This window comes from Plantactinospora mayteni, assembly GCF_016862935.1.
Classification (GTDB): Bacteria; Actinomycetota; Actinomycetes; order Mycobacteriales; family Micromonosporaceae; genus Plantactinospora; species Plantactinospora mayteni.
Window position 1 is genome coordinate 112262 of sequence record NZ_BONX01000032.1, and the last position, 21811, is coordinate 134072.

Below are 21811 nucleotides of genomic sequence, written 5' to 3' on the forward strand. Positions count from 1 at the left end.
TCCCTCCGACCTCTGCATCCTTCCCGGCGCTGTGCCGGAGGGCCGTGGTGTGATGGTGTGGTGAGTCGCGCCGTGGAAGAGTCCAATCGTCGGATGCTCCGGGCACGAGACGCGATGGACCGGGCGTACGCGCAGCCGCTGGACGTACCGGCGCTGGCTCGGATCGCGCACGTGTCGGAGGCGCACTTCACGCGTACTTTCCGGGCAACGTTCGGTGAGACGCCACACCGCTATCTCCAGCGGCGTCGGGTCGAGCGGGCGATGTTCCTGCTCCGGGAGACCGAACGCAGTGTGACCGATATCTGCTTCAGCGTCGGCTTCAGCAGCCTGGGCACCTTCAGTCGTACGTTCCGGGACATCGTCGGCAGCTCGCCGAGGACGTACCGCAAGGAGCGCCCGGTGGTGGCCCCGAACGTGCCGAACTGCTTCACGATGGCCTGGACGCGGCCGAGCGCCTGAGCCCTGCTGAGCTGCCGATACGGTCGACAGACTGAGCAGTTTTGGATAAGTTTCCGGCCGGCTCGGGCCGTAGCGTGATGGGCATGTTCAACGCCATCACGCACTCGCAGATCTACGTCCTCGACCAGGACGAGGCCCTTGACTTCTACGTCGGCAAGCTCGGCCTGGAGGTCAACACGGACAGCGACCTCGGCTTCATGCGCTGGCTCACGGTCAACGTCCCCGGTGACCCGGTGCGGCAGATCCTGCTGACGACGCCCGGCCCGCCGGCACTGTCCGAGGAGACGGCGCAGCAGGTCCGGGAGCTGGTGACGAAGGGGGCGACGGGCGGATCGCTGATCTTCAGCACCGACGACTGCCGCAAGACGTACGAGACGCTGCTGGGCCGGGGCGTCGAGTTTACCGAGGAGCCGACCGAGCGCCCGTACGGCATCGACTGCGGCCTGCGTGACCCCTTCGGTAACAGCATCCGCTTCACCCAGCCGAAGTCCTGACGGATCCGAGGATTCTCACCCACCGCAGGCCCCGGTCGGGACACGAGTCCCACCCGGGCCTGCGACATGGCAAGACCGAGCCGAGCACGGCCAGCACTGGGCACCACAGAACGACCGGCCAGCACAGAACGACTGGCCGCCACAGCCGCCGGGCGGCTCAGCGGTGTTGGCGGATCCGTTCCCAGTTGCTCGGTGGCTCCAGACGTTCCCCGCTGTGCAGCGCGGCGGTGACCGGTGCGCCGCCACCATCGGTGACCGCGGTGAGCTGGCCGTGTTCGGTCTGGGCCGGTAGTCGGGCCGGTATCGCGGGGATCTCGACGTCGAGGCGTACCCGCATGCCGGGCCAGCCGACCACGGTCAGGTCCTTCCCGGCGTGGATGGTGGTGCCGGTGCCGAGTGGACCGGTCACGGTGGCGACCTGGTCGCCGGTCCGTACCACCGGATGCGCCGTCAACGCGGCGGTAGCGGTCCGGACCAGCGGACGGGTCGCCTTGAACACCCGGTCGAGCTGCACCGGCGTGTTCGCACCAGGCTGCCCGAGAACAGCACCCACGATCGTTACCTTCCGTCCACCGACCTTCACCACGGCGGCGAAGACGAGACACCCACCGGCCTCGTCGGTGGACCCGGTCTTGATCCCCACCACCCCGTCCCGACCGACCAACGAGTTGTAGTTCTTCACCTCACCCGCAACCGGCAGGGTCGCCTTCTTCTGCGCCGCGATCTCCGCGAACGCCGGCAGCCGCATCGCCTTCCGAGCCAGGATCACCTGGTCCACGGCGGTACTCACCGTGCCCGGGTCGAGCCCGGACGGGTCGGTGTAGCGGGTGTCCTTCATCCCCAACTTCTCCGCCGTGGCGTTCATCTTCGCCACGAACGCGTCGATACTGCCGGCGTCCCAGGCGGCCAGGATCCGGGCCATGTTGTTCGCCGACGGCAGCAATACCGCCTGCAACGCCTGCCGCTGGGTGAACACCGCGCCCGCGACCACCGGCACCAACGACTCACCCCGAGCCAACTCTCCCGGGTACGCCGCCGCCTGCGCCGCGCTGACCGTCAACTTCGGCCCGTGCTCACCCCGCTTCAGCGGATGCTCGGTCAGGATCAGATACGCGGTCATCACCTTCGTCACACTCGCGATCGGCACCGGCTCGCTACCACCAGAAGTGCCCAGCGACCCGACTCCCTCGACCGACAGCGCGGCCTGCCCGGTCGCCGGCCACGGCACCACCGGCGCCTTGCCGGGAATGGTCGCCGACCCGGGCAGGGTCCGAGCGACCGCCGCCACCGGCAACGGATTACGCAACGGTGCGATCGCGAACAACGTGACCCCGGCCAACAACACGATCAACAACCCACTGATCAGCAGCCAGCGACTACGCCTGCCACCCCGCTTCCCCGCTGCCGGTGCTGGCGGCACAGGGTCGAGCACCTGAGTCGTCGCGGAATCGAACATCCTGAAAATCCCCCCATGCGACACACCGACCACGCCGCGTGGCGCGGCCGGTGCGCTGATCTCGGTATCGCTGACGTGGACGCTGCCGACGAGCCCAGGCAACACATCTCAGCGAGGTAGTGCATTGTCCCACCGCACGGCAACCGCCGGGACACGCCGGCAACCGGACCGGAGAGCCCCGAACGGCGCCGACCCGACCGGCGTACTCGCCGGATCCGGTCAGCGGTTCCAGTCCTGCTTGGCGGCCCGGACCAGCTTGTCCTTGAGTTCCCGGGTGTGCCGGCGGCTGACCGGCAGCTCGGTGTCGTCGACCACCACGACATAGCCGGAGTTGGCGAGCCGGAGTTCGGCGATCAGCCGGAGCTGCACCAGGTACGACCGGTGGATCCGGACGAACCCGGCGTCGGCCCACCGCTCGGCGAGGGTGGCCAGCGGCACCCGGACCAGGTGTGAGCCGTCGGCGGTGTGCAGCCGGGCGTAGTCGCCCTGCGCCTCGACCCAGCGTACGGCCGAGCGGGGCAGCATCCGGGTGGTGCCGGCCAGCTCGACCGGGATCGTCGGGTCGGGCTCGGCCCGGGCAAGTGCCGCCGGATGGGTGGGTACCACCCGGGAGCCGACCACCCGGCGCAGCGACTCGGCGAGCCGCTCGGCCTGGACCGGCTTGCGTACGTAGTCGGTGGCGCCGAGGTCGAAGGCGTCGACCGCCCCGTCGTCGTACGCGGTGACGAAGACGATCGCCGGTGGCCGGGCGAACCGGCGGAGTACCCGGGCCAGCTCCATGCCGTCGAGACCGGGCATCCGGATGTCGAGGAAGACCACGTCGACGTCGGCGTCCCGGAGCACCCGCAGCGCCTCGGTGGCGTCCCCGGCGGTGTGCAGCCGGGACACCCGTGGATCGGCCCGCAGGTGGTAGGCCAGCTCGTCGAGCGCGGGTGGCTCGTCGTCGACGGCCAGGACGCGCAGGAAACCGGTCACGGATCAGCCCTCCAGGTCGGCCGCCGGCCCCGGTGCACGTGCGGGTCCCCCGTCACGCGCTCGCCCGGACATGACGGTGGAACTTCGGTATCCGCATGCTCACCTTCGTACCCGATCCGAGGTCGGTCTCCACGACCAGGCCGAACTGGTCCCCGAAGACCGACCGGAGCCGTTCGTCCACGTTGGAGAGACCGACGTGCTGGCCGGAGTCGTCGGCCGGGTCGGCGGCGGCCTCGGCGATGCCGGCGGCCAGTACCGCCGGGTCCATCCCGACCCCGTCGTCCTCGACCGTTATGTGGCATTCTGCCCCGGCGTCCCGGGCCTCGATGCTGACCATCCCCACCCCGGGCTTGCGGGACAGCCCGTGCCGGACGGCGTTCTCGACCAGCGGTTGCAGGCAGAGGAACGGCAGGCTGACCGGCAGCACCTCCGGGGCGATCTGCAACTTCACCTGGAGCCGGTCGCCGAACCGGGCCCGCTCGATGGTCAGGTAGCGGTCGATCGAGCGCAGCTCCTCGGCGAGCGTGGTGAACTCGCCGTGCGCCCGGAACGAGTAGCGGGTGAACTCGGCGAACTCCAGGATCAGCTCCCGGGCCCGCTCCGGGTCGGTCCGGACGAACGAGCCGATCGCGGTCAGCGCGTTGTAGATGAAGTGCGGGCTGATCTGGGCCCGCAGGGCGCGTACCTCGGCCCGGGCCAGCCGCTCCCGGGACGAGTCGAGTTCGGCGAGCGCGAGTTGGGCGCCGGCCCAGTGCGCGGTCTCCAGGGCGGCCTGCACCAGGCCGGGCGCCGGCTGGTCGTCGACGATCGCCACCAGCGCCGCGCCGGCCCGGCCGTCGGGGCCGGTCAACGGGGCGATCACGGCTCCGCGTACCGGGCAGTCGACCCGGTCGCAGCGCAGCTCCGACTCGCCGAGCACGGTCGACCGGCGGGTTCTGATGGTGCTGGCGGCGGCGGCGAGGAGCTGCTCGCCGTGGTGGCCGCCGCGCCCGTCGAGGGCGAGCAGCCGGTCCGGGTCGGCCAGCGCGAGTCCGGCGGAGCCGACCAGGGTACGCAGGTGGCGTACCGCCTTCGCCGCACCGGCCGGAGTGAGCCCGGTACGCAGTGGCTCGGCGGCCAGCCCGGCGGTGTGCAGCACGTCGTAGGTGGCCCGCTGGGTGGCGGTGGCGATGCCCTGCCGGGCGCGCAGCCGGACGACGGCGAAGAGGGCAGCCGCCAACGCACTGATCATCGCCACCACGGCGACTGCCGTGGACAGGTTGGGCCACCCCACGCAGAGATCCTGACGGTTGGTCGACCGGTTCGCCAAGCCACCGGTCGGGCGGGATCCCGGCGAGATACGCCTAGTACGCGCCCTTGCGGGCCAACACCACCCCGACGGTCCGCCACAGGATCGCCAGGTCGTACGCCAGTGACCAGTTGTCGACGTAGTAGAGGTCCAGCCGGACGGCCTCGTCCCAGGAGAGGTCGGAGCGGCCGGAGACCTGCCACAGCCCGGTGATGCCGGGCCGGACCAGCAGCCGGCGCCGTACGTCGCCGAGGAAGTCGCCGTCGTCGGCGGGGAGCGGGCGGGGGCCGACCAGGGACATCTCGCCCCAGAGCACGTTGATCAACTGGGGTAGCTCGTCGAGCGAGCTGGCCCGGAGGAACCGGCCGGCCGCGAAGACCCGGGGATCCTGCTTGATCTTGAACAGCATGCCGTCGGTCTCGTTCTGGTCGACCAGGCTGGCGAGCCGCTGCTCGGCGTCGACGTACATGGTCCGGAACTTCCAGACCCGGAACGTCCGGCCCTCGTGCCCCACCCGTGGCTGCCGGAAGAAGACCGGCCCGGGGTCGGAGATCCGGATCGCGATCGCGATCGCGACGAAGAGCGGGACCAGCAGCAGCAGGCCCAGCCCGGCGGCGAACCGGTCGAGCAGGTTCTTGGCCAGCAGCGCCGGCCCGGAGAGCGTCGGCTCCTCGACGTGCAGCAGCGGCAGGCCCTCGATCGGCCGGATGTGCACCCGAGGGCCGGCGATGTCGGTGAGCTGTGGTGCCACGATCAGGTCGACGCCGGAGCCCTCCAGTTGCCAGGCCAGCCGGCGCAGCTCGCCGGGCTCGGTACTGGCCGAGCCGCAGACCGCGATGGTGTCGCCGCCGACCTCGCGGACCAGCGAGAGGATGTCCCGGCCGGCGTAGACCGGGATCGGCGTCTCGATGCCCCGGGCCGCGGCGTAACCGTCGGTGAGGTGGATCGCCACCGGGATCAGCCCGGCCGCCGGGCTGCGGCTGATCGCCGTGTGCACCTCCAGCGCCTCCGGCAGGGTGCCGACCAGCACGATCCGCTGCGCGGCCTGCCCGGCCCGCCGTCGCACGGTGTGCAGGATCAACCGGGCGGCGGAGCGGGCGAACAGGACCAGCAGCAGGGTGCCGAGCAGCGCGGTGCCGACGGTCCACCGGGACAGGTCGGTCTTGGTGGCGAAGGCGAGGAACGAGACGCTGGCCGCGACCGCGACCCCGGCCCGGGTGACCCGCTTGAACTCGTCGGTGCCGAGCCCCAGGTAGCGGCGGTCGTAGGCGCCGTTGGCCCAGAGCACGATCAGCCAACCGAGCGGCAGCAGCAGGTATGACACGGTGTGGAACCAGGTGGGGTCCTTGTCCGCGTCGGTGAAGCCGGCCCGCGCCTGGTCCCACCACTGGATCGCGATCCGGCTCGCCAGCACCGCCGCCGCGAAGTCGAGCAGCAGCAGGATCGCGATGTACGGCCGGTGCCAGCGGGACACCCGCCGCCGCGCCCGCGCCCACGCCGAACGGGGTACCCCGTTCGGTTGCGGAGTGGTCGGTGGCTGGATCTCGAAGCTGTCGACGTGACGCAGAGTACTCGGTCGGCCGTTGCCTACCGGGCGTTGGAGGCTTGTCGTCACCTCACCCACGTCCTCCCGCGTGACACGTGCCGCCCATTTGCCGTAAGGGCTCGGGTCGCCCACCGTCTCAGTCTCTCCCATGCAGGCCCCGATCCTCATTCGGTCCGGAGCGCCACCTCGCGGCGCGGAGGCCGAATTACGATCGCCGGGGACGCCGCCCCGAGGGACAGCACCCCGCCCGCCACGCCGGCAACGAGAGCCGGGCCGCCCACAGCGGAGTCGCAGACCGGGGTCACTATACCGACGGATAGGGGCGGCGGTAGAGCCCGGCGGTTGCCGGTTTCTTGCCCAGTGGGCGTTTTCGACCCGGCGTACCGGCCGGGATCACTTAACGTACAAGCAGAATCGCTCAACATCCACGCATGACCACGCAGCAGCGAACCTCGATCACTCACCGGAGAAGTCTCGGCGCCGGGTCAGCGGACCAGCCGGGAGAGCCGGCGGTCGGCGAGCGGCTTGCCGCCGGTCTGACATTTCGGACAGTACTGGAGGCTGGAGTCGGCGAACGACACCTCACGGATCGTGTCGCCACAGACCGGACAGGGCAGCCCGGTCCGGGCGTGTACCTGCAATCCGGCCCGTTTCTCCCCCTTCAGCTCCGCCGCCCGCTGCCCGAGTGACCGCTGCACCGCATCCCCGAGCACCTCGCGGGTCGCCGCGTGCAGCGCCGCCATCTGCGCGTCGGTCAGCCGGTGCGTCAGCGCGAACGGCGACAGCTTCGCCGCGTGCAGGATCTCGTCCGAGTACGCGTTGCCGACCCCGGAGAGCACCTCCTGCTCGGTCAGTACGCCCTTGACCTGGCCCCGTCGGCCGCGCAGCCGCTCGGCGAAGGTGGACAGGTCGGCGGCGAGCGCGTCCGGCCCGAGCCGGGACACCCCGGGCACCTGGGTCGGATCGGTCACCAGGTAGACAGCGAGCTTCTTCTGCGTACCGGCCTCGGTCAGGTCGAAACCGGACCCGTCGTCGAGGCGTACCCGGAGTGCGATCGGGCCCTTGCCCGGCTTGAGCGGCAGGGCCGAGGTGAACGCCTCCCGGTAGTGCAGCCAGCCTGCCCGGGCCAGGTGCGTCACCAGGTGCAGGTCCGGCACACCGTCGCCGGCCAGCGTCACGTCGAGGAACTTGCCGTGCCGGCCCGCGGTCACGACCTCCCGCCCGGACGCCTCCGACGGCGCCGGGTCGTACGTCTTCAGGGCGCTGATCGCCGCGACCTCGATCCGGTCGACGCGCCGGCCGACCGCCCGCTCGCGCAGGTAGCCGGCGAGCGCCTCCACCTCAGGTAACTCAGGCACGAGGTAAACGGTAGCGTTCAATCCCGGCCACGCGCAGAACGCGCGAACGGGGAGGACGCGATCATGGAGGAGGGGCGACCGGCGTGCAGGTGATCGTCGCGCACAACCGGTACCGCGAGGCACAGCCGTCCGGCGAGAACACCATCGTCGACCAGGAGATCATCCAGCTCCGGGCGGCGGGGGCGGCCGTACAGCCCTTCCTGCGCAGTTCCGACGAGATCGCGGAGTTCTCACCGGCCGCCAAGGCGCTGCTGCCGATCTCGCCGATCTACGCGCCAAAGGCGCAGCAGGAGCTGAGCCGGCTGATCACCGAGCACCGGCCGGACGTACTGCACCTGCACAACCCGTACCCGCTGCTCTCGCCCTGGGTGGTCCGGACCGCGCACAAGCACGGGGTGCCGGTGGTGCAGACGGTGCACAACTACCGGCAGGTCTGCTCCTCCGGGCTCTACTTCCGGGACGGCAGGATCTGCCAGGACTGCCGGGGCCGGGCGCTGGGCGTGCCGGCGATCGTGCACCGCTGCTACCGGGGCTCCCGGGCGCAGAGCGCGCTGATGGCGACCACGCTGGCCGTGCACCGGCCGACCTGGCGCTCGGTGGACCGCTACATCGCGCTCACCTCCGGGATCGCCGCGCACCTGCGCGACTACGGCATCCCGGAGGACCGGATCGTGGTCAAGCCGAACGCGATCCCGGATCCGGGCGCGGCGCCGCCGCTCGGCCAGGGTTTCCTGTTCTTCGGCCGGCTCTCCCCGGAGAAGGGGGTCGGGCTGCTGCTCGACGCCTGGCGCCGGCATCCGGTGGGCGCGCTCGGCCCGCTGCGGATCGCCGGGGACGGCGAGCTGCGACCGCTGGCCGAGGCGGCTGCCGCCGAACGCGCCGACGTCGAGTTCCTCGGTCCGCTGGACCGGGCCGGGGTGGCCGCCGCGCTCCGGGCCACCGCCGTGGTGCTGGCCGTACCGACCTGGCACGACGTGCTGCCCACGGTGGTGATCGAGGCGCTGGCCGCCGGCCGTCCGGTGCTGGGTACCGCGCTCGGCGGTATCCCGTACCTGGTCGGCGCGGACGACCCGGCCGGGCTCGCCGGCTGGCTGGTACCGGCCGATCCGGGCGCGCTGGCCGCGGCGCTGCCCAGTGCCCGGGAGGCCGCCGGCACGGTCGCCCCGCTGGCCCGGGCCCGCTACGAACGCACCTTCCACCCCGACGTGGTCACCAAGCAACTCCTGGACGTCTACGCCGGGCTGCGGCGGTAGCCCCGCACACAGCAGCCCGGCGGACGGAGGACAGCGGCGGGGGTCAGCGGAGCGAGGCGCGGGCCGAGAAGGCGATGCTGGCCAGCAGGAATCCGCCGTTGACCACCGTGAACGCGGCGATCAGCCAGGTGGTCCACTCCGGTACGACGGTCAGCACCAGCCCGGCCACGAAGATCACCGCGCCGTAGTCCCGGATCAGCTTCACCAGGCGTACCGGCAGCGAGGTCGAGCTGACCATGCTGGCCGCGTTCGGGCCGGCCGCCATCACCGAGGTCACCAGGTTGACCATCCAGGTGCCGGCGAACGCCGCGACCAGCCAGATCGGTGCCGACGGCCGCTGCGCCACCGCCATCGCCGACAGCGCGGTGACCAGGGCGATCTGGGCCGCCACGTCACAGAGCACGTCCACCCGGGCGCCGGCCGGGCTGCCCTGGCCGGTGACCCGGGCGAGCTGACCGTCCGCGCAGTCCAGGGCGTACGCCAACTGCCAGCCGAGCAGCGCGGCCAGCCCCACCACCCACGCCGGTACGTCCCCGGCGGCGACCGGCCCGGCCAGGGTCACCACGGTCACCGAGACGGCCAGCCCGAGTACCAGGTTGCCCATGGTCAGCGCGGTCGGCGGCAGCCCCATCCGGTGCGCGGCCAGGGCCAGCGCGGCACCGATCCGCTGGCTGATCGCCTCGCTGAACAGGCCACCGCCCCGGTTGACCCGGTAGAAGTCGGCGGCGGTGGGTGGGGACACCAGGTCAGCCGAGATGTTCACGGAGTGCATCGACGTAGTTTGCCAGCCGTTCACCAATCGCGGCAGGAGGCAGGTCGAGATGTTCCAGAATGGTGTATCGGTCCGGCCGGGTGCTCGGGGCATAGTGGACGGCCGCCACGAACTCCTCGTCGGTCAGCCCCAGCTCGGCCGGGGTGGTGGGCAGCCCGTGCCGGTGCAGGCAGGAGGCGAGCTGGCCGAACCGCTCCAGGTCGCCGCGGAGGAACGTACAGAAGAGTGCGCCGAGCCCGACCTGCTCGCCGTGTGACGCGGCGCCCGGGTTGAGCCGGTCGAGCGCGTGCGAGATCTCGTGGCAGCCGCCGCTGACCGGCCGGGTCGAGCCGCAGATCGAGGAGGCGATCCCGCCCAGGATCAGCGCCTCGGCCAGGGTGGTCAGGAACGCGTCGTCGGTGATCTTCCCGGGGTGGTTGAGCAGTGCCTCGGCCCCGGAGCGGGCCAGCGTGACGGCGAGCCCGTCGATCGGCTCGGCGCGTACCCGATGGGCCAGCTCCCAGTCGGCGACCGCGCTCAGGTTGCTCAGCGCGTCCCCGATCCCGGCCTGGGTCTGCCGGTCCGGGCCGTTCTCCACGAAATCCAGGTCGACCACGATGGCGATCGGGATGTGCACCCCGTAGGAGCCCTTGCCGCCGTCGTGGTCGAGCGAGGCGGTCGGCGAGGCGATCCCGTCGTGCGCCAGGCTGGTCGCCACGGTCACCATCGGGATTCCGTAGCGCGAGGCGGCCCACTTGGCGGTGTCGATGGTCTTGCCGCCGCCGATCCCGACCACCGCGTCGTAGGAGCGGCGGTGCAGGTTCTCGCCGAGTTCCTGGGCCGCGTCCAGGGTGCCGCCGGCCACGGTGAAGACGTCGGCGTTGCCGAGGCCCGGCCGGCACAGCTCCGCGATCCGCTCGCCCTGCCCGGGGCCGACCACCACCGCCACCTCGCCGCCGCCCGAGATCCGCCGGTCGGCGAGCAGCGTGCCGAGGTCCGCGACCGCGCCGCGGCGCACGTCGATCACCAGCGGGGTGTTGACGGTACGGGCTAGTAGCGGCATGCGATCTCCCGGGCTCGGGTCAGGTCCTCGTGGTTGTCGACCTCGACCCAGGGCAGGTCGCCGATGGGTGCCGCCCGCACCTCGCCGCCGCGCTGGGCGAACTCCTGGTAGCCGTCCTCGTAGTAGAGGTGGGGGTCGCGCCGCCAGGTCGCCTCCAGCGCGTCCGCCAGCTCACCGGCGACCGGGGACTCGATCACGGTCGCCCCGATGTACTCCCCGTACGCCTGCGCCGGGTCCAGCAGCTTGCTGATCCGGACGAGCTGGCCGGAGTCGTCGAAGACGGTCTTCATCTCCTCGTCGGCGAGCTTCTTCACGGTGTCGACCGCGAGCAGGATGCCGGGGCCACGCCGGGCGAGCAGGGTCTTCTCCACGTCAACCGGGTGCACGGTGTCGCCGTTGACCAGCAGTGCGCCCTGGCCGAAGTGCTCCCGGGCCAGCCAGAGCGAGTACGCGTTGTTCCACTCCTCGGCCCTCTCGTTGTGCACCAGGCTCAGCTTCACCCCGTACCGGTCCTGGAGGGCGGCCTGCCGGGCCTCGACCGCCTCGGCCGCGTACCCGACCACCACGGTCACGTCGGTCAGCCCCACCTCGGCCAGGTTGCGCAGCGCGATGTCGAGGATCGTGGTCTCGCCGTCGACCGGAATGAGCGCCTTGGGCAGGGTGTCCGTGTACGGCCGCAGCCGGCGACCCGCTCCCGCGGCCAGTACCACACCGATCATCCCGGGTCCCTTTCTCGCGACACGTCCAACGCAGGGAGGATAGCGCCGTGTGTCGGGAGTACGAATTCCCGGCAAACAGCCAGCCAACCCCTGTCGATGGAACGCAGGGTGAACGGGCGGAAACCACCCGTCGAGACAGGTAACGGAACAGGGGCGGACCGGCGAGGAGGCGGCAGCCCTGTCCCCGGGTCGGGGCGGTCGGGGGCTCAGCCGGGCAGTGCGGCCAGGTCGGCGAGCAGGCACAGCCGCTCCGGCGGGGTCAGCACCGCGTACGGGCCGGCTGCCCGGCGATCCGTCTCCAGCTCGATGGCGAGCCGTTCCGGCCCCGGCACGAGTGCGACGATGCTCCGGGCGGTGTGCCCGGCGGCCTGCCAGGCGGCGGCGTGCGCGTCGGCCCGGTGGTAGCGGAGGGTGCCGAGCCGGTTGAGCAGCAGTACGCCCGGCGGGGTGCCGTCCGGCTCGTACGGCGGCGCCACCGCCTCGAACGCCCGCCCGTCGGTCGGCCCCTCGACCGGGCCGCAGTCGACCGGCGCGGGTGGCAGGTGACCGAGCCGGGTGCCCGGGACCGGGGCTTCGGCGGGACGCAGTTCGTCCAGCGCGGCCGAGAGCAGCCGGCCGAGGGTGCCGACGAGCCGGCGTACCCGTTCGGGGTGTGCCGCCCAGAGTTCGCCGGTCACCTCGGCGTGCAGCCCGGCGACCTCGGCCAGGAAGGCCCGGCCGCGCTCGGTGGCCAGGATGCCGCCGTCCGGCCGCCGGTACAGCATCCCGTGCGCGACCTGCTTGTCCAGCACCCGCTGGCACTCGGTCAGGTCGCCGTAGCGGAGCAGGGCGGCCAGCCCGGTGCTGTCGATGGTGCCGCCGGGCGCCCCCAGCCTGGTACGGAAGTCGATCAGGAAGCCGGTCGCGGCCGGACCGCCGTACCCCTGGACCAGCTCGGCGCCGCCCCGGACCCGGGCGGTCGCCATCACGGCGCGGAAGACCCGGTCGACGGCCGGCCAGACCAGCGCGGCGGCCTGGTGCGGGGCGAGCGGGACCAGGTCGTTCACAGGCCGATCAGGTGCAGGGCGCGGAAGCCGTCCTCCGCGATCCGCCGGATCAGCCCGTCGTTGACGTCCCGGTGCTCGTCGAGCAGCGCGATCTCGTCCTCGGCGAGCCACCGGAACTCGGTGTGCTTGCCCGCCTCCAGCCGGGGCCGGGCGAGGTCGCCGTCGACCCGGACCAGGAACTCGGTCTCGATCCGTTCGATGCCGTCGTCGGCGGTGTAGCGGTATTCGCCGACGGTGCCCAGCACCAGCGAGACGGTCCAGCCGGTCTCCTCGGTGACCTCGCGGAACAGCGCCTCCTCGACGGTCTCGCCCGGTTCGAGGTGACCGCCGACGATGTCCCAGGTGTTGGGAAAGAGCTTACGGTGAGGGGACCGTCGCTGGATGAAGATCCGGCCCTCGTCGTCGACGACCAGGGCTCCGGCGCAGCGTAGGGGCTCTGTGGACACGCGTCGAGACTAGCCACCCCGGTCCCGCCGGCCACACCGCCGCTTGTGGTTCCCCGGGTGAACGTCCAGTCTGTCCCTAACCGGTGTCCCCGTCCCAAGGATGTGATGAGTGATGCGGGTAAGTGAAGCGATGTCCGGCAATGTCCTGGTGGTCGGCCCTGCGCACACCCTCCGGCAGGCCGCCGGGATGATGGCCGAGCGGGGCGTCGGCTCCGCGGTCGTTGTCGACCCCGACTCCCAGGGCGTCGGCATCATGACCGAGCGTGACGTACTCAAGGCCGTCGGCGCCGGCCTCGACGTCGACGTCGAACCGACCGCCGGGCACCTGACCTGGGACGTGGTCTACGCCGGACCGGACTGGACCGTGCAGGAGGCGGCCGAGGCGATGTCCCGGGGCGGCTTCCGGCACCTGGTGGTGCTGGACGACGGCGAGGTGGTCGGGATGATCTCGGTCCGGGACATCGTCCGGGTCTGGGTCGGCGTCCCGGTGGTCGCCTCGACCTGACCGGCCTGGCCGACCTGACCGATCTGACCGGTCTCACCGACCTCACCGGCCTGACCCAACGGAATACCGGGGGTCCGACCGGCGTGACCGCTGGCGCCCGGCCGTCCCGTCGATCGGGCGCCGGACCACCACCAGCCGGGGCGAATCGCCCGCCGGGCGGTTCCGGCCGCCCAAGATACGGACATTGTCGTGCCTCCGCCCGGGACGCTGGCGGCGCCCGTACGCTGGGTAGTCATGACTGCCGAGCAGCTGATCTCCTTCGCCCGTGGGGCGCCGTCGCTGGACATCGTCGACATCGAGGGGCTGAAGGCCGCGGCCGGACGCGCCTTCGACGCCGACCCGGCCGGCATCACCGGGTACGGGACATCCGTCGGATACCCGCCCCTGCGGAAGTGGATCGCGGACAAGCACGGCGTCGACGTCGACCAGGTCCTCGTCACCAACGGATCGCTCCAGGCCGACGCGTTCCTGTTCCAGCACCTGGTACGCCCCGGCGACTCGGTCGTGGTGGAGCGGCCGACCTACGACCGGACCCTGCTCAACCTGCAACGCCAGGGCGGTGAGCTGCACCCGGTCACCATCCAGCCGGACGGGGTCGACACCGACGAGCTGGGCAAACTGCTCGAGTCCGGAGTACGCCCGAAGCTGGCGCACATCATCCCCAACTTCCAGAACCCGGCCGGGGTGACCCTGTCGCTGGAGAAGCGGCAGGCCCTGCTCGACCTCGCCGTCGAGTACGACTTCACGATCTTCGAGGACGACCCGTACGCGGACATCCGGTTCCGGGGCGAACCGCTGCCCTCGATGCTCTCGCTCGACCGGCAGGGCAGCGTGGTACACGCCTCCAGCTTCACCAAGACGGTCTGCCCGGGGGTCCGGGTCGGCTACCTGGTCGGTCCGGCCCCGCTGATCGCCGAGATCGCCAAGGAGGCGACCAACCTCTACATCTCGCCTGGCCTGGTGGCGCAGGCGATCGTGCACCAGTTCTGCGTCAACGGCGACCTGGACCGGTCGATCCGGACCGTCAGCGCCGCCCTCGGCGAGCGGGCCGCCACGCTGGCGGCGTCGCTGCGGGAGCACATCCCGGACGTCCGGTTCACCGAGCCGAACGGCGGCTACTTCCTCTGGATCGAGCTGCCGCAGAACGTGCACGTGGACCGGCTGGTGCCGGCCGCGGTCGAGCGGGGCGTCACGGTGGTCAAGGGCAGCGACTTCCTGGTCGAGGGGGGCCAGCACGCGCTCCGGCTGGCGTACTCCGGGGTGACCGTCGAGCAGATCGACGAGGGGGTCCGCCGGCTCGCCGACGCGGTACGGGCGGTACGCGACTAGCCGGTGTTCTCCGACTGACCGGCGCGACGCGATGCCGGGGTACGCCGCCGGGGCGGATGCGGGAGCCCGGTCGGTGTGCCCCGGCTTTCGGGTCCGGACGTGCCGAGGTGTCGGGTTCGGGCCGACGGGCGACCATTTAGCTGACCGGGCGTTTCGTTGGGAATCTTCTGTCAGATTTCTGACAATAGTGGCCGTCGGCGAATTCAGGGCTTCCTACGTGCCGGTAGCCGGCCCACAATGCTGCGAGCGCCACTCGCGTCGAGGCCGCTCGTCCCGCCACGGGACGGCGGGCTTCCGGCTGCGGCTGGCGCGCCCGGAACAGAACCCCCGCCCCCACGGTGCCGGGTGGGCCGTCCGCACCTTTCCCCCCGACGTGGACGGTCCACCCGGCACCACTTTTCTGGGGCGGCACCGCCGAGCCGAGGCTCGCCGCCGAGGGCGCCACCAGGGGTGATCCGCGACATGTCCGGCGCCGAGCGCCGGCGGCGTACGCTGCAACCCGCACCCGAACGGGCCGAAAGGGGGCGGTGGCGATGCCGGATCACACCGATTCCGATCGAGTGAACCTTTTTCAACCTGAACCGCGCGCCGCTCACGCACCGCGTCCGACCTTGCGGTCCGACGAACCGCAAGGGGAGGTTGAAAAAGGTTCAGTGGTCAGTGGGAACAGCCGGCCGAGACCCCGGGCCTGGACGGCACCGGTCCGGGCGGCGGTGACCCGGATGCTGAACACCGAGGTCGGCCAGCAGCGGACCCCGGAGAACTCCCGGCCGCACGGGCTGGGTGTGGTCGACTGCGGGCTCTACGTCGACGGCGTACGGCAGCCGGGGCAGCTCGGCTACGCCGAGGCGCTGGACGCCGCACGGCAGCGGCCCGGTGCCTTCGTATGGCTGGGCGTGCACGAGCCGAGCCATACGGAGATGGCCGGCATCGCGGCGGCGTACGGGCTGCACGAGCTGGCCGTCGAGGACGCCGTCAAGGCGGAGCAGCGCCCCAAGCTGGAGCACTTCGGCGAGGTCAGCTTCCTGGCACTGCGTACCGTGCGGTATGTCCGGCACGGCGAGCTGACCGAGAACTCCGAGGTGATCGAGACCGGCCAGGTGATGCTCTTCATCGGGCCGAACTTCGTGCTCACCGTCCGGCACGGTGACGCCTGCCGGCTGGCGCCGGTCCGTTCCGACCTGGAGGCCCGGCAGGAGATCCTCCGCCAGGGACCGTGGGCGGTGGCGTACGCGGTGATGGACCGGGTGGTGGACATCTACCTGGAGGTGACCGACCGGGTCGGCGACGACCTGGACGTGCTGGAGGGCGAGGTCTTCGCCCGGCAGGCGCACGGCCGGATCCAGCAGATCTACCAGATGAAGCGGGAACTCGTCGAGTTCAAGCGGGCGGTCGTTCCGCTGCAACGCCCGATGATGATGCTGACCGCGCAGGTCAACCGGGAGGTGCCGAAGGAGATCCGGCGATACTTCCGGGACGTGCAGGACCACCTGACCCGCACCGTCGAGCAGGTCAACTCCTACGACGACCTGCTCAACTCGATCCTCCAGGCCCGGCTGGCCCAGGTGACGGTCGACCAGAACAACGACATGCGCAAGATCGCCGCCTGGGCCGCCATCGCCGCGGTCTGGACCGCGATCGCCGGCATCTACGGGATGAACTTCGACTTCATGCCGGAGACCGGCTGGAAGTACGGCTATCCGGTCGTACTCGCGCTGATGCTGGTGATCTCCCTCGGCCTCTACCGCTGGTTCCGCCGCAACCGCTGGCTCTGATCGGGCCGCCGGCGGCGGGGACGGTCGCGGCGTGGGGCATTCCCGGCCCCACGCCGCCGTGACCGTCCCCGGACGCCACCAGCCGCCGGACTGGTACCCGCCCGTGTCGCCGGAGCGCTCAGTTGCCGCTGTTGCGCGACGCGGCCGTACCGAGCAGCCCGTCGGACTTGTCGGCGCTCTTCGTCGCCGTCTTCTTGGCCCCCTCGGTGATCGGTCCGGTCGAGATCTTCTCGCCGGCCGTCGCCGTACGGTCCTTCGCCTTCTCCGTCGGCGTGGACTTGGGCCCGGTGGCTTCCCGGGTCGTACCCACCGCCGAGCTGCCCATGATCGTGGCGGCGTCGTCGCGTACCGCGTCCAGCGTGGCCGCCGGGTCGTACTCGTCCCACGGGCGCTGCCCGCGCCGCCGCATCGCGACCGCGCCCATCGCGCCGGCCACCGCTCCCGCGACCAACAGCCCGGTCAGGACCGGCCAGCGTCGACGCCTCATCGAGTTCTTCTTCCGCATCGCTCTCATCTTCTTCGACCTCGCCTTGCGGGCGACCGAGCCGGCCTGGCGGGCGCCGTCCGTGGCGGCCGTGGCCAACGGCGCGAACCTGGTCATCGCCGACTCCCAGCCGTCCGACGCCGTCGCCCGCACCATGGTCGCGGTCGGCGCGAGATAGGCCCGGGCGGCGTACGCCCGCGGCCCCACCGTTGCCCCGACCCCGGACGCCGCGTGGGTGGCCGCGCGCATCAGGTGATCGAAGCTCTCGCCCAGTTCGGCCTTGACGAGCTTCCTGCGGGATCTGCGCCCCCCGAATCCAAACACCGGTCCCCACCTCCTTGGGTGTTGTTCCCTCGTCATCCTGCACCCTCGGATGCGCCCGCACTGGCAGAACGGGCACATGGGAGGATCCGCATAGAAGCACCTACCAGCGCCGGCCTGCGCCTCCTGGCCGGCGGACCGCCCCGCCGGCCGGCACCTCGCGGCCGACGGCATGTCGATCGAGGAGTACCCGTGGCCGAGGCCGCCTACGCAACCCTGCACACCAACGCCGGTCCGATCCGGCTGGAGCTGTTTCCGAACCACGCCCCGAAGACCGTCCGGAACTTCGTGGAACTCGCCGAGGGGACCCGGCAGTACACCGACCCGCGCACCGGCCAGCCGGGCAGCGGGCCGTACTACGACGGCACCATCTCGCACCGGGTGATCAGCGGATTCATGGTCCAGATGGGTGACCCGACCGGTACCGGCCGGGGTGGCCCGGGCTACAACTTCGCCGACGAGTTCCACCCGGACCTGCGGTTCGACCGGCCCTACCTGCTCGCGATGGCGAACGCCGGCCCGGGCACCAACGGGTCGCAGTTCTTCATCACCGTCGGGCCGACGCCGCACCTGAACAACCGGCACACCATCTTCGGCCAGGTCGCGGACGAGGAGTCGGCGAAGGTCGTCGACTCGATCGCCAACACCCCGACCGGCGCGCAGGACCGGCCGCTCCAGGATGTGGTCATCGAGCGCGTCGAGATCGAGCGTAAGGACGGCTGACGTCGATCCCGGGTACCTTTGCCTGCATGAGTCGTAGCGGGCGGAGGTCGGGGATGAACGGGCGCGGCGGAGGAGCGGCATGAGCGAGTCTCCGCCGACCACACCGGTCTGCTACCGCCACCCGTCCCGGGAGACCTACGTCCGGTGCACCCGGTGCGACCGGCCGATCTGCCCGGACTGCATGCGGGAGGCTTCGGTCGGGCACCAGTGCCCGGAGTGCGTGGCGGAGGGCCGGCGCGGGCAGCGGCCGGCGCGTACCGCCTTCGGTGGCGGTGCCGCCGGCCGCCGGGGCTACGTCACCAGGGCGCTGATCGCGATCAACGTCGCGTTGATCCTGCTCTCCATCTACACCGCTCGGGGCGGCGAGGCGGTGGCCGGGGCCGGCTTCGGCGGGCTGCTCGGCGGGGCGACCCCGCTGACCGACTGGGGCGCCGTGCTCGGCCTGGACCGGGTCCCCCCGTTCGGCGTCGAGGAGGGCATCGCGGCCGGTGAATACTACCGGCTCTTCACCGCGATGTTCCTGCACTACGGACTGCTGCACCTGTTGATGAACATGTGGGCGCTCTGGGTGCTGGGCCGGTCCCTGGAGGCGACCCTCGGTCCGCTGCGGTTCCTGGCGCTCTACCTGGTCGCCGGGGTCGGCGGCAACGTCGCGGCGTACCTGTTCAGCGCGCCGCAGGCCAGGACGGTCGGCGCGTCGACCGCGATCTTCGGGCTCTTCGCCGCGCTCTTCGTGATCATGCGTCGGCTGGGTCGGGACACCTCGTCGGTGATCCCGATCCTCGTGGTCAACCTGGTCTTCACCTTCGCCGTACCCGGGATCTCCATCGCCGGTCACCTGGGCGGGTTGACCGCCGGGGCGGCGATGGCGCTGGTACTGGCCTACGCACCCCGGTCCCGCCGCACGCTCTTCCAGGTCGGCGGCGGTGCCGTGATCGGCCTGGTGCTGACCGGGCTGACCCTGATGCAGTCCGCCGCCCTGCTCGCCTGAACCCGGGGCGGGGCAGGCCCCGGACTTCGACCCGAACCCCCGACGCCGGGTGCACGGCCGTGGCCACCGGCCGCGACGGGCGGCCCCTCCGGCTCCGGTGGCCCGGCGACGACCGACTCAGGAGGTTTCGGGAGGGGAGCGGGATGCGTAGGCGAGCTGCGGCCCGGCGGTTCAGTGCGCCGGGCCGCCGCCGGTCGGGCCGGCCGCGCGTACGGCGTGCAGCACCTCGGCCACCTCGCGCGGCGCGACCCCGAGGTCGTACCGGCTGAACAGGTGCAGTGAGGTGCCCCGGTCGATCTCCAGCGTCTCGGTGGCCAGCCCGAGCCGGGGCCGGGTGTCCACGGTGATCCGTTCGATCTCCGACCACGGGATGTGCCGCCGTCCGGCGAAGCCCCGGATCACGGTGACCCCCTCGGGGTCCACGGCGAGCCGGACCGGCGCCACCAGGTCCCGTACGCCCCAGCCGAGCAGGACGGCTCCGACCAGCAGGCCGGCGCCGAGGCGTACCGGGTCGCCGTCGGCGAAGACTGCGCCGAGCGCGGCGAAGAGGACCGCGGCGCCGAGCTTGCACACCGGCAGCGCGGTCTCGACCCGCCAGCGCCGAGGGGAAGTGTCCGGTTCGGATTGCACGGCTCCAGGATGCCACCGCCGTCGCGTGCTGCCGCCGCGTGCCGCCGTCCGGGGCGTCCGGGCGTCCGGGGCGTCCGGGGCGATTGTCCGAGGCGCGGTTCAGGGCCGCCGTCCTGTTCCGGCCCGCGCGGGGTGGGCGCACAAGCGGGGCAGGCCGAACCGGTGCGGCGGGACCTCTTCCGGACACCGTCCGCCGGCGACGTAGTATCGGGGTAGCCAAGTTACTGGGGAGTAGACATGGCGGACGCGGTCATCATCGGTGCGGTACGGACCCCGGTCGGGCGGCGCGGCGGAGGACTCGGCGCCGTGCATCCGGTCGACCTGTCGGCGCGGGTGCTCACGGCGCTCGCCGAACGCGCCGGGCTGGACCCGGCCGAGGTGGACGACGTGATCTGGGGCTGCGTGTCCCAGGTCGGCGAGCAGGCGTGGAACGTCGCCCGGAACGCCGTACTCGGCGCCGGCTGGCCCGAGTCGGTGCCCGGCACCACGCTCGACCGGCAGTGCGGGTCGAGCCAGCAGGCGCTGCACTTCGCGGCGGCGGCGGTCGCCTCCGGCCAGGCCGACCTGGTGGTCGCCGGTGGCGTGGAGTCGATGACCCGGGTGCCGATGGGCAGCAGCATCGCGCCACCGCCGGCCGGCGGTTCGGCCGGCACCGGCCTGCCCTACGGCGACCAGGTCCGGGACCGCTACCGGGGTACGCCCGGCTTCGCCGCCGACGATCCGGTGCCGTTCAACCAGGGCGTCGGCGCGGAGTTGATCGCCACCCGGTGGGGGCTGACCCGGCGGCAGCTCGACGAGTACGCGCTGGCCAGTCACGAGAAGGCTGCCGCCGCCCAGGACGCCGGTGCCTTCGAGTCGGAGATCGTCCCGGTGGTGGTGCCGGACGGGGCCAAGGTCGTCGCCGACGAGGGAATCCGCCGGGACACCAGCCTGGAGCGGCTGGCCGAGCTGAAGACACCGTTCCGTGCCGACGGGGTGGTGACCGCCGGCTCCGCCTCGCAGATCTCGGACGGTGCCGCCGCGCTCGCCGTGACCACCTCCGAGTGGGCCCGGCGGCACGGCCTGCGACCGCTGGCCCGGATCCACACCGCCGTGGTCACCGCCGACGATCCGGTGCTGATGCTCACCGCACCCATCCCGGCCACCGCGAAGGCGCTGCGCCGGGCCGGGCTCGGCATCGAGGAGATCGGGGTGTACGAGGTGAACGAGGCGTTCGCCCCGGTGCCGCTCGCCTGGCTGGCCGAGACCGAGGCGGACCCGACCCGGCTCAACCCCCGGGGCGGCGCGATCGCCCTCGGCCATCCGCTCGGCGGCTCCGGTGCCCGGATCATGACCACGATGCTGCACCACATGCGCGACCACGGCGTTCGGTACGGCCTCCAGACCATGTGCGAGGGCGGCGGGATGGCCAACGCAACCATCGTGGAACTTCTATAATTTCATTCTCGTCCATGCCTCGGCCGCGTCATCCCCGGCCGGATCTCGTTGGAGAAGGCGTGGATGTGTTCTGTCGAACGTTCCTGCCGGCCGCCGCCGAGACCGGGGTGGCCAGCCCGACCGTGAGCCGGCACCTGCCGGTCCTGCGCAACTGCGTACCGGCCGGCGACGTCACGGTCCTGGTGACCCGGTGCACCCGCCCGGAACAGCCCGCGCACGGCTGCCTGCTGCTGCTCACCACCCGTCGTCTGGTGGTCACCGAGCAGACCCGGCTGCTGCACCGGCTGCGGCTGCACCTCAACACCGAGCTGCGGCACCTCAACAACGTCACGTGGAACCCCGACCCCCGGGTCTCGATGGTCGAGCTGGCGGCGACCGCCGTCGACGGCGTACGCGAGCGGTTTCTGATCCGGGCCGACCGGCCCAGCCAGATGTGGCAGCTCGACGCCCTGTTCAGCCAGGTATTCCGGCCGAAGATGGCGGCCCGGTCCCGGGTGGCGGACCCCGCCGCGCCGGTCGACCGCCCGGCCGTGCTCGGCACCCGGCCCGGCCCGCGCCCGGTCCCGGCGACGGCGGCGACCCCGCCGGCCCGACTGACCGCCCCGGCCCGCGCGCCCCGGCTCAGCCCCGTCGTGGCGGTCTGACCCACCGGTCAGGAGCCCGGTCGAGCCGGCGGATCCGAACGTCGCCGGCGGCGGCACCCGGGCCCTTACCAGCCCTCGCCGACCGGGGGTGCTCCGAGAAACGGTACGGATGCCGGGC

Annotated in this window: 22 protein-coding genes; 10 read left to right on the forward strand and 12 right to left on the reverse strand. The window is 71.9% G+C overall.

The features are described from left to right. Nucleotides 1–60: 60 nt before the first annotated feature. Nucleotides 61–459 carry a helix-turn-helix domain-containing protein gene (locus Pma05_RS23595; RefSeq protein WP_203859641.1) on the forward strand — a complete coding sequence of 133 codons (399 nt, stop codon included), beginning with the start codon at nucleotides 61–63 and terminating at the stop codon, nucleotides 457–459. A gap of 83 nt (nucleotides 460–542) precedes the next feature. Next, the gene (locus tag Pma05_RS23600; RefSeq protein ID WP_203859642.1) at nucleotides 543–953 is read left to right on the forward strand and encodes a VOC family protein; all 411 of its coding nucleotides are present in this window, start codon (nucleotides 543–545) and stop codon (nucleotides 951–953) included. A 157-nt stretch (nucleotides 954–1110) separates the two neighbouring features. On the opposite strand, the gene Pma05_RS23605 is transcribed toward Pma05_RS23600, so the two are convergent. The 5 genes from Pma05_RS23605 to Pma05_RS23625 form a co-directional block, all read right to left on the reverse strand. Next, nucleotides 1111–2409, reverse strand: a complete 1299-nt coding sequence (locus Pma05_RS23605) for a D-alanyl-D-alanine carboxypeptidase family protein (RefSeq protein WP_203859643.1) — start codon at nucleotides 2407–2409, stop codon at nucleotides 1111–1113. A 219-nt stretch (nucleotides 2410–2628) separates the two neighbouring features. After that, nucleotides 2629–3384, reverse strand: a complete 756-nt coding sequence (locus Pma05_RS23610) for a LytR/AlgR family response regulator transcription factor (RefSeq protein ID WP_203859644.1) — start codon at nucleotides 3382–3384, stop codon at nucleotides 2629–2631. 52 nt (nucleotides 3385–3436) lie between these two features. After that, nucleotides 3437–4615, reverse strand: a complete 1179-nt coding sequence (locus tag Pma05_RS23615) for a sensor histidine kinase (protein ID WP_372441543.1) — start codon at nucleotides 4613–4615, stop codon at nucleotides 3437–3439. Nucleotides 4616–4727: 112 nt separating this feature from the next. Further along, complete coding sequence (locus Pma05_RS23620) at nucleotides 4728–6296, reverse strand: sugar transferase (protein WP_239312958.1); 1569 nt, start codon at nucleotides 6294–6296, stop codon at nucleotides 4728–4730. A 407-nt stretch (nucleotides 6297–6703) separates the two neighbouring features. Further along, entirely contained in the window at nucleotides 6704–7576 is an 873-nt protein-coding gene (locus Pma05_RS23625; RefSeq protein ID WP_203859646.1) for an Fpg/Nei family DNA glycosylase, read from the reverse strand. Between the two features lie 83 nt (nucleotides 7577–7659). Between Pma05_RS23625 and Pma05_RS23630 the strand changes: the two genes are divergently transcribed. Further along, entirely contained in the window at nucleotides 7660–8829 is a 1170-nt protein-coding gene (locus Pma05_RS23630; protein ID WP_203859647.1) for a glycosyltransferase family 4 protein, read from the forward strand. Between the two features lie 43 nt (nucleotides 8830–8872). Here Pma05_RS23630 and Pma05_RS23635 read toward each other — a convergent pair whose 3' ends face one another. The 5 genes from Pma05_RS23635 to Pma05_RS23655 form a co-directional block, all read right to left on the reverse strand. Continuing rightward, nucleotides 8873–9601, reverse strand: coding sequence for a CDP-alcohol phosphatidyltransferase family protein (locus Pma05_RS23635; RefSeq protein ID WP_203859648.1), 729 nt, complete (start codon nucleotides 9599–9601; stop codon nucleotides 8873–8875). Continuing rightward, nucleotides 9576–10643 (reverse strand): iron-containing alcohol dehydrogenase family protein, encoded by a 1068-nt coding sequence (locus Pma05_RS23640; protein ID WP_203859649.1) that lies wholly within the window; start codon nucleotides 10641–10643, stop codon nucleotides 9576–9578. The genes Pma05_RS23635 and Pma05_RS23640 overlap by 26 nt, the downstream gene beginning before the upstream one ends. Further along, nucleotides 10631–11362 (reverse strand): phosphocholine cytidylyltransferase family protein, encoded by a 732-nt coding sequence (locus Pma05_RS23645; RefSeq protein WP_203859650.1) that lies wholly within the window; start codon nucleotides 11360–11362, stop codon nucleotides 10631–10633. The genes Pma05_RS23640 and Pma05_RS23645 overlap by 13 nt, the downstream gene beginning before the upstream one ends. Nucleotides 11363–11568: 206 nt before the next feature. After that, nucleotides 11569–12408, reverse strand: a complete 840-nt coding sequence (locus tag Pma05_RS23650) for a hypothetical protein (protein ID WP_203859651.1) — start codon at nucleotides 12406–12408, stop codon at nucleotides 11569–11571. Further along, nucleotides 12405–12854 carry an NUDIX domain-containing protein gene (locus Pma05_RS23655; protein WP_203859652.1) on the reverse strand — a complete coding sequence of 150 codons (450 nt, stop codon included), beginning with the start codon at nucleotides 12852–12854 and terminating at the stop codon, nucleotides 12405–12407. Before Pma05_RS23655 ends, Pma05_RS23650 begins: the two co-directional genes overlap by 4 nt. A 112-nt stretch (nucleotides 12855–12966) precedes the next feature. Between Pma05_RS23655 and Pma05_RS23660 the strand changes: the two genes are divergently transcribed. The 3 genes from Pma05_RS23660 (at nucleotide 12967) to corA (ending at nucleotide 16463) form a co-directional block, all read left to right on the forward strand. Further along, nucleotides 12967–13359, forward strand: coding sequence for a CBS domain-containing protein (locus tag Pma05_RS23660; RefSeq protein ID WP_203859653.1), 393 nt, complete (start codon nucleotides 12967–12969; stop codon nucleotides 13357–13359). Nucleotides 13360–13593: 234 nt separating this feature from the next. After that, entirely contained in the window at nucleotides 13594–14688 is a 1095-nt protein-coding gene (locus tag Pma05_RS23665; protein WP_203859654.1) for an aminotransferase-like domain-containing protein, read from the forward strand. Between the two features lie 722 nt (nucleotides 14689–15410). Beyond that, nucleotides 15411–16463, forward strand: a complete 1053-nt coding sequence (gene corA / locus Pma05_RS23670; RefSeq protein ID WP_239312949.1) for a magnesium/cobalt transporter CorA — start codon at nucleotides 15411–15413, stop codon at nucleotides 16461–16463. A gap of 118 nt (nucleotides 16464–16581) precedes the next feature. Here the strand turns inward: corA and Pma05_RS23675 are convergent, their stop codons facing one another. Next, nucleotides 16582–17271, reverse strand: a complete 690-nt coding sequence (locus Pma05_RS23675; protein WP_203859656.1) for a hypothetical protein — start codon at nucleotides 17269–17271, stop codon at nucleotides 16582–16584. 189 nt (nucleotides 17272–17460) lie between these two features. Here Pma05_RS23675 and Pma05_RS23680 point away from each other — a divergent pair, with 189 nt between their 5' ends. After that, nucleotides 17461–17991 carry a peptidylprolyl isomerase gene (locus tag Pma05_RS23680; RefSeq protein WP_203859657.1) on the forward strand — a complete coding sequence of 177 codons (531 nt, stop codon included), beginning with the start codon at nucleotides 17461–17463 and terminating at the stop codon, nucleotides 17989–17991. A gap of 79 nt (nucleotides 17992–18070) precedes the next feature. Beyond that, a complete protein-coding gene (locus Pma05_RS23685) occupies nucleotides 18071–18982 on the forward strand; it encodes a rhomboid family intramembrane serine protease (RefSeq protein ID WP_203859658.1) in 912 nt (303 codons plus the stop codon). Between the two features lie 171 nt (nucleotides 18983–19153). On the opposite strand, the gene Pma05_RS23690 is transcribed toward Pma05_RS23685, so the two are convergent. After that, on the reverse strand, nucleotides 19154–19612 hold the full coding sequence (locus Pma05_RS23690) for a PH domain-containing protein (protein ID WP_203859659.1): 459 nt from the start codon (nucleotides 19610–19612) through the stop codon (nucleotides 19154–19156). Nucleotides 19613–19849: 237 nt separating this feature from the next. Here Pma05_RS23690 and Pma05_RS23695 point away from each other — a divergent pair, with 237 nt between their 5' ends. After that, nucleotides 19850–21049, forward strand: a complete 1200-nt coding sequence (locus tag Pma05_RS23695; RefSeq protein ID WP_203859660.1) for a thiolase family protein — start codon at nucleotides 19850–19852, stop codon at nucleotides 21047–21049. 59 nt (nucleotides 21050–21108) lie between these two features. Beyond that, on the forward strand, nucleotides 21109–21693 hold the full coding sequence (locus Pma05_RS23700; protein ID WP_239312952.1) for a hypothetical protein: 585 nt from the start codon (nucleotides 21109–21111) through the stop codon (nucleotides 21691–21693). Nucleotides 21694–21811: the final 118 nt, after the last annotated feature.

Bases quoted from the DNA above. Each gene is read 5' to 3' on its own strand.
- Pma05_RS23600 (WP_203859642.1), top strand. From the start codon at position 543: ATGTTCAACGCCATCACGCACTCGCAGATCTACGTCCTCGACCAGGAC.
- Pma05_RS23605 (WP_203859643.1), bottom strand. From the start codon at position 2,409: ATGTTCGATTCCGCGACGACTCAGGTGCTCGACCCTGTGCCGCCAGCA.
- Pma05_RS23615 (WP_372441543.1), bottom strand. From the start codon at position 4,615: ATGATCAGTGCGTTGGCGGCTGCCCTCTTCGCCGTCGTCCGGCTGCGC.
- Pma05_RS23635 (WP_203859648.1), bottom strand. From the start codon at position 9,601: ATGCACTCCGTGAACATCTCGGCTGACCTGGTGTCCCCACCCACCGCC.
- Pma05_RS23640 (WP_203859649.1), bottom strand. From the start codon at position 10,643: ATGCCGCTACTAGCCCGTACCGTCAACACCCCGCTGGTGATCGACGTG.
- Pma05_RS23645 (WP_203859650.1), bottom strand. From the start codon at position 11,362: ATGATCGGTGTGGTACTGGCCGCGGGAGCGGGTCGCCGGCTGCGGCCG.
- Pma05_RS23660 (WP_203859653.1), top strand. From the start codon at position 12,967: ATGCGGGTAAGTGAAGCGATGTCCGGCAATGTCCTGGTGGTCGGCCCT.
- Pma05_RS23665 (WP_203859654.1), top strand. From the start codon at position 13,594: ATGACTGCCGAGCAGCTGATCTCCTTCGCCCGTGGGGCGCCGTCGCTG.
- corA (WP_239312949.1), top strand. From the start codon at position 15,411: ATGCTGAACACCGAGGTCGGCCAGCAGCGGACCCCGGAGAACTCCCGG.
- Pma05_RS23685 (WP_203859658.1), top strand. From the start codon at position 18,071: ATGAGCGAGTCTCCGCCGACCACACCGGTCTGCTACCGCCACCCGTCC.
- Pma05_RS23695 (WP_203859660.1), top strand. From the start codon at position 19,850: ATGGCGGACGCGGTCATCATCGGTGCGGTACGGACCCCGGTCGGGCGG.